Below are 5728 nucleotides of genomic sequence, written 5' to 3'. Positions count from 1 at the left end.
GGGCGCAACTACAAACTGTCCGCCTCTTACGAATTCTAATGATAAGGAGACGCGCCTTGGGCCTTTAGCCTAAGGCGCACATTGCTATGGAATCCAACCAACTCTCCCCTAACGATTGCCAGGTTCATACTCAGATTCATTCTGAGCACTGCGCGCGCTACCTCACCACTTTATGTCGACATTTCAGTCGTAAGATTGAGGTTGAGTATAACGAGCGCCAAGGCGTCGCTTATTTTCCCTATGGGGTGTGTACACTCACCCTCAGCGAACCCGACAGTTTAGATATTCACTGCGCAGCACAAACCCCCGAGGCGCTCAGCGCCGTCAAGCAAGTGCTCACCTCGCACCTGGAGATGTTTGCCTATCGCGGCGATCAGTTTGCTATTCAATGGACTCAACCTGCTTCGGAGTAATGCACATGTTTACGCGTCTATTATTTCAATTCACGCTGGCCGTGATGACCTGCAAGGCACATGCGGCATCAATCGATGTCTCGCATATCAAAGGCCATATCGAACTCGATAAGCCGGCACAACGGGTTGTCGTGTTGACACATAGCGCCCTCGACACGCTCGACTTCCTCGAAGTCACGCCAGTCGGCGCTGTGCATATGCTGATGCCGAGCTACTTGGCCCACTACGGTGAGACGGTCACCAACGTTGGCTCTCTGTTTGAGCCCGATTTTGAAACCCTCTTTACCTTAAAACCCGACTTGATCATTGCCGATGAACGCATGATGCGCATTTATGATGATCTCAACGAGGTCGCACCCACGCTCATGCTGTCAACGACCAATGGACAATATTGGCACGATACCCAAGTGAACTGGCGTGCTATCGCGACGTTGGTCGGCAAAGAAGATAAAATGGCGTCGAAGATTGAAGAAACCGAGCAGCGCATTAACGCCATCCAGTCTGAAGTTCGCGCTGAGAAACGTGACGCGATGATGGTCATGAGCAGTGGCAAAAAAATCTCGACCTTCGAGCCACAAAGTCGCTTTTCCATCATCTTTGAAGAGTTCGGATTTTTGCCCGCATCGAGCCAAACAGTGGCCAGCGAGACAGGCCCGCACGGTAAACTGATTTCGTTTGAATACATCGCCGATGCCAAACCATCAACACTGTTTGTGCTCGACCGAGAGCAAGCCACTGGCAAAGCCCACGGCGCCGCGCAGCAACTCTTTGACAATCCGCTTATCGCGCACACTCCCGCAGCCAAAGCGCAGCGCATTGTCTACGTCGATCCTGTTGCATGGTATCTCGCCTATGGAGGCATTCATGCGACCGAGATCATGCTGGATGATGTCGCCAGTAGCCTCGACAACTCGCCTCAGTAGTGGACTTAGGCAACACACATTAGAAACGCGAGTAAAACGCACACTCAATGGCAATGCCAAAGGGTGTGCTACTGCACCTTTTTCACAAACTGCGCCGTAATCACCATGTCACCGGCCCCATCGACTTTGCAGTCCAACTGGTGATCTTTACCTTCTGTAATGCGACGAATGAGCGCTTTAGTGCCAATTTTCAATACTAGCGAACTGCCTTTCACCTTAAGATCTTTTGCCAACGTCACTTTATCGCCCTCACTGAGCAGCGTTCCGTTCGCATCTTTGACTTGTGGCTCACCCTGAACCTCATCAGGATTCCACTCATAAGCGCATTCCGGACACACTAAATGGGATTGGTCTTGATAAACGTACTCAGATTGACAATTCGGGCAAGGAGGTAAGGACATACTCATCATTCTTTTAGCGAGGAAACACACGGATAGTGTTCAACGTCTTGCGAGCGAAAGCAATGTTTTCGCCACTGATATCCATTGCACGCCAGTTTCATCAGCGTGTTGAAATTCTATTTGTAGTTCGTATTTTCGTGTGGACGCTACCCCTGACAATGCGCCGATGATGATGGAAATCGGCCCTGTGATCACGCCTAAAGATTGCGGGCAAATCATCCAGACAACACTTGAAACAATAAAGCCAATAGTCAGGATACGTATGAGATGGTCTTTAATCGTATTCGCCTTAGGAGCTAAATCATGGCATTCCTTGCACATTAAAACCAAATTTGAAGGCTCTTCTGTACCACCCAAAGAATGTGGGATTATATGACAAATTTGCAATGGACATTTTGCCCACGCTTTGAGGTAATCACCACCTACAATATCGTATCGCCCTTCCCACCCCTGACCGCAAGCCCAGGAAGTTGGTTCATTCAGATCGATAAAGCCTTTAAACACATTGGATTTATCGATCCAAAAATTTATGATTCTTGAAATCTCTATACTTTCTCTTTCCGATTTCATGTTTCGTCCATACGATTTATCACTAGAACGCCTTGCTAAATGGCGCCTGCGATGAACTCGCAAAACCCACTAAACTCCAAACCAAAACCGCCGAGAGTTTGGCGTCCACTTGAGTAACTGGTTAGTTTGCGTGCCAAAGTGACACAGGGATTGATTATTGCACTCTTTAGGACCATAATACACATGTGACATTTTGACACACAAGGAGATAACATTATGGCTACTACTTTGCCTCGCATCACCGCTAGAGTTGATGTCGATACACAAGACTTGCTTGCTAAGGCTGCCGCGATCGCCGGTATGTCTAGCATCAACTCGTTTGTTCTAAGCGCTGCAATCGAAAAAGCCAAACAAGTCATCGAACGTGAACAAGCTTTAAAACTGAGCCAAGCTGATGCGATGCTGCTGATGGAAGCTTTAGACCGTCCTGCGACACAGAACTCAAAACTAAAAGCTGCTGCTGATCGATACGAGAGCAAAACTCAATGATGAATACGGTACTTCTAGATAAAGCTAAACACGATAGAAACCGATTCAACTGTGGCATCGAAGCTCTCAATAATTACTTAAAAGTAATGGCGAGTCAGCAAGCAAAGAAGGACAACACCAGAACGTTTGTTTTGGAAGATGACAGCGACAACTCACATGTCATCGGCTTTTACACGCTAACAATGACACCAATTGACTTAAAGGCATTGCCAAATAAGTTACAAAAAAAACACCAATCATCCACTTCTGGTGGTCTGATTGCCCGTCTTGCTGTTGATGACCGATACAAAGGGAAGGGCTTGGGTGAGTGGCTGCTTATCGACGCACTCAGAAAGCTATTAGCCGCTAGTGATAGCGTTGCATTTCCAGTTGTTGTCGTTGACGCCAAAGACGGAGCAAAACATTTCTATGAACGCTATGGTTTTCAAGCATTTCAAGACGCTGAAAACAAACTCTTCATCACCATTGCAGATGTGAGAGCAAGCTTAGGCTAGTTAACCGCTAGCCTTTAGCAAACTAACGAATGATATGGATTCCCTCTCCCTGACACTCCGCGTGCCATACTGACTCAGTGCACGCTGAAAAACTGGAGGTTATCATGTCCAACATTCAAACTATCGGCGTTGATGATCTGCTCCAACCAGACTGGACACTTCATTAAGTGACATTTTGTTGTTCAAAGTTAACTGGGCTTAGATACCCAAGAGCACTGTGCCTTCTCGTCCGATTATAATCAACCTCTATGTACTCAAAGATCGTTTGGCGCATCTGGTCTCTCGTCATAATCGGCTCATATTGGATCGCTTCCACTTTCATAGAATGTAAGAAGCTCTCAACACAGGCATTGTCCCAGCAATTTCCTTTCCTACTCATACTTTGCTTTAGATTATAAGCAGTTATGAGGTCTCGATAATCTTTTGAGCAGTACTGACTACCTCTATCACTATGAACGATAACCTGCTCGGGGAATCCGCGACGGAACAACGCCATTGATAGCGCATCACAGGCCAGCGTAGCCGTCATTCTGGTATCCATAGACCATCCAATTACTTGTCTTGAGTTAAGAAGCACACGTATCGTATTTACACTGAGGAAGGACTGCAAGTCAGAACGAAGAAGCGCAAAAAGCTACAGCGCCCGAGACTAGTTATGAATTCACCCACAAGAGCCAATCAACGCTGGTCGATGGACTTTGTCTCTGACCAATTGAGCAATGGTAGACGTTTTCGTGTGCTCAATGTCGTTGACGATTTTTCACGAGAACTCATTGGGCAGCTGGTGTCCCTATCAATCAGTTGCCAACAAGTTGCCCGTTTTTTAACTCAACTAACCGAGGTGCGCAGTAAGCCAGATAACATTGTTTGCGACAACGGGACGGAATTTACCAGCAAAGCCATGTTCTTTTGGTCAAAGACAACGTCGGTAACACTCGCCTTTATTCAACCAGGTAGACCGACTCAAAATGCCTTTGTGGAGAGCCTAAATGGCAAGTTCAGAAATGAGTGTCTCAATCAACACTGGTTCCGCACTCTGGATGAAGCACGTTACGAAATAAATCTATGGAGAGAGCACTACAACCATATTCGACCACATAGCTCTCTAAATTATATGTCGCCAATTGATTATGCCAATCAAGTGGCGTAAACATGGGAAACTTCATCGAGGCGGTGGTATTAATCTCGGGGAAAGGTCATATCCCATAGAGCTATCTTTTATTCGAACAGGTTTGTGGCCGATAATCATGAAGCAAGAAAGCAGCCTATCAAGCTCAAATTGAGTCAGGGTAAACACCTCATTTTTCTCTTTTGACGGCCACTTATACTTGGCTTTTTCAAGTAGCGTTGCTGATACGATACTCCCAAATAAAACATTCAGAGACAAAACTCTACCCTTTTAGGGTACTAATACGGTCAATCACCGATTGACGTTTTACCAACTCAACGGCCATAGCTGCTCTGATGCTGCTCAAGTTACCATGCGCATGGCGGTGTATCAGCATAGATAACCCTTGTTTGGCTAAGTCGTAATAGTTTGAACGAACAGTTGTTAATTGTGGCTTCGCCAAGGTGGCAATCGGAAGATCATCAAAACCAATAATCGACATGGGTGACAAACCGGCGGCTTGAGTTTGGTGCATCACTGAAATCGCGATTAAGTCGCAGGCACAAAACACCCCATCCACGTTGTCTAGTAACCCATGTTCGATGATATAAGGCATGAGATACTTTGCACCAAAATCTCCCCCCGTTTCACCGGCGTAAATACGCTCTAAAATTGGGGACTTAAGCTCAGCTGCTATTTCGATCAGGTCGATAACCGTCACACTCGAATCCAAGACTTCTTGATGTGCACGCATAAACCCTACTTGCCGATCTCTAATCGATGGCCTTACGTTTGCAGTAATGATGCAGTTTGCTCGATTACCCGTGTCCAACAAGTGTTTGCCAGCTAGATAACCACCGTGTTCATAGTCTGGAGATATACTCGAAAACTGCATTTTACTGTCTGAGCCATTAATCAGTTGCACGTGTTTGTCTAACTGATGCAATCTGCGGAGTATTTCAGGGTTTTCCATACCAATCAATATAATAGCGTCATCATGTTCAAGACGTTCTTTAAGTTTATTGACATCGGTTGGAAGGGAGTCGATCAAAGTAATATCTATTTCGATCCCAAGTTTATTGCACTCAAATCTAAGCCCTGAAAGGATCGCGTAATAAAAACTGTTGGGATTGGCTGAATCGTCATTGGTAATGGCCGCGATGCGCATCAAGTTCATCGATTCGACGGTGGTGTAAGATTTTCTCTTATAGCCGATTTGTTTGACCGCTTTGTTTATTTTAAGGCGGACATCTTCACTAACATTGTGGCCATCACTCAATGCTCTAGAAACGGTAGCGATCGAGGTTCCAGCAAGTTCCGCAACATTTTT

At 46.1% G+C, this 5728-nt stretch carries 7 protein-coding genes and 2 pseudogenes; 5 read left to right on the top strand and 4 right to left on the bottom strand.

What is annotated here, in order from left to right; all coding sequences use genetic code 11:
• Positions 1 to 86 precede the first annotated feature (86 nt).
• Together AC6R1O_RS17865 and AC6R1O_RS17860 are read left to right on the top strand one after the other, a co-directional pair.
• Positions 87 to 413, top strand: coding sequence for a DUF2218 domain-containing protein (locus AC6R1O_RS17865; protein WP_500630633.1), 327 nt, complete (start codon positions 87 to 89; stop codon positions 411 to 413).
• A 5-nt stretch (positions 414 to 418) separates the two neighbouring features.
• On the top strand, positions 419 to 1336 hold the full coding sequence (locus AC6R1O_RS17860; RefSeq protein WP_500657527.1) for a siderophore ABC transporter substrate-binding protein: 918 nt from the start codon (positions 419 to 421) through the stop codon (positions 1334 to 1336).
• A gap of 68 nt (positions 1337 to 1404) precedes the next feature.
• On the opposite strand, the gene AC6R1O_RS17855 is transcribed toward AC6R1O_RS17860, so the two are convergent.
• Both AC6R1O_RS17855 and AC6R1O_RS17850 read right to left on the bottom strand, forming a co-directional pair.
• The gene (locus tag AC6R1O_RS17855; RefSeq protein WP_487903822.1) at positions 1405 to 1737 is read right to left on the bottom strand and encodes a zinc ribbon domain-containing protein YjdM; all 333 of its coding nucleotides are present in this window, start codon (positions 1735 to 1737) and stop codon (positions 1405 to 1407) included.
• A 39-nt stretch (positions 1738 to 1776) separates the two neighbouring features.
• Positions 1777 to 2307, bottom strand: coding sequence for an HNH endonuclease (locus tag AC6R1O_RS17850; protein WP_500657526.1), 531 nt, complete (start codon positions 2305 to 2307; stop codon positions 1777 to 1779).
• A 216-nt stretch (positions 2308 to 2523) separates the two neighbouring features.
• Between AC6R1O_RS17850 and AC6R1O_RS17845 the strand changes: the two genes are divergently transcribed.
• Positions 2524 to 2796 carry a type II toxin-antitoxin system TacA family antitoxin gene (locus tag AC6R1O_RS17845; protein WP_017191059.1) on the top strand — a complete coding sequence of 91 codons (273 nt, stop codon included), beginning with the start codon at positions 2524 to 2526 and terminating at the stop codon, positions 2794 to 2796.
• The gene (locus AC6R1O_RS17840; RefSeq protein ID WP_500657525.1) at positions 2793 to 3290 is read left to right on the top strand and encodes a GNAT family N-acetyltransferase; all 498 of its coding nucleotides are present in this window, start codon (positions 2793 to 2795) and stop codon (positions 3288 to 3290) included. Before AC6R1O_RS17845 ends, AC6R1O_RS17840 begins: the two co-directional genes overlap by 4 nt.
• A 163-nt stretch (positions 3291 to 3453) precedes the next feature.
• Here AC6R1O_RS17840 and AC6R1O_RS17835 read toward each other — a convergent pair.
• Positions 3454 to 3861, bottom strand: a pseudogene (locus AC6R1O_RS17835) (IS3 family transposase); the annotation flags it as partial.
• On the opposite strand from AC6R1O_RS17835, the pseudogene AC6R1O_RS17830 reads away from it, so the two are divergent.
• A pseudogene (locus AC6R1O_RS17830) lies at positions 3859 to 4440 on the top strand (IS3 family transposase); the annotation flags it as partial. The pseudogenes AC6R1O_RS17835 and AC6R1O_RS17830 sit on opposite strands and share 3 nt — an antisense overlap.
• A gap of 241 nt (positions 4441 to 4681) precedes the next feature.
• Here AC6R1O_RS17830 and AC6R1O_RS17825 read toward each other — a convergent pair.
• Positions 4682 to 5728 (bottom strand): LacI family DNA-binding transcriptional regulator (locus tag AC6R1O_RS17825; protein WP_500657524.1); only part of this gene is annotated, 1047 nt, incomplete at its 5' end.

Source organism: Vibrio sp. R11-SG3-ISO3-SZ, assembly GCF_059834345.1.
The sequence above is the reverse complement of the archived record's forward strand: the minus strand, read 5'-3'. Positions and strand labels throughout refer to the sequence as shown.

Coding starts and splice junctions, on each gene's coding strand:
- AC6R1O_RS17840 (WP_500657525.1), top strand. CDS start 2,793: ATGATGAATACGGTACTTCTAGATAAAGCTAAACACGATAGAAACCGA.
- AC6R1O_RS17855 (WP_487903822.1), bottom strand. CDS start 1,737: ATGTCCTTACCTCCTTGCCCGAATTGTCAATCTGAGTACGTTTATCAA.
- AC6R1O_RS17860 (WP_500657527.1), top strand. CDS start 419: ATGTTTACGCGTCTATTATTTCAATTCACGCTGGCCGTGATGACCTGC.
- AC6R1O_RS17845 (WP_017191059.1), top strand. CDS start 2,524: ATGGCTACTACTTTGCCTCGCATCACCGCTAGAGTTGATGTCGATACA.
- AC6R1O_RS17850 (WP_500657526.1), bottom strand. CDS start 2,307: ATGAAATCGGAAAGAGAAAGTATAGAGATTTCAAGAATCATAAATTTT.
- AC6R1O_RS17865 (WP_500630633.1), top strand. CDS start 87: ATGGAATCCAACCAACTCTCCCCTAACGATTGCCAGGTTCATACTCAG.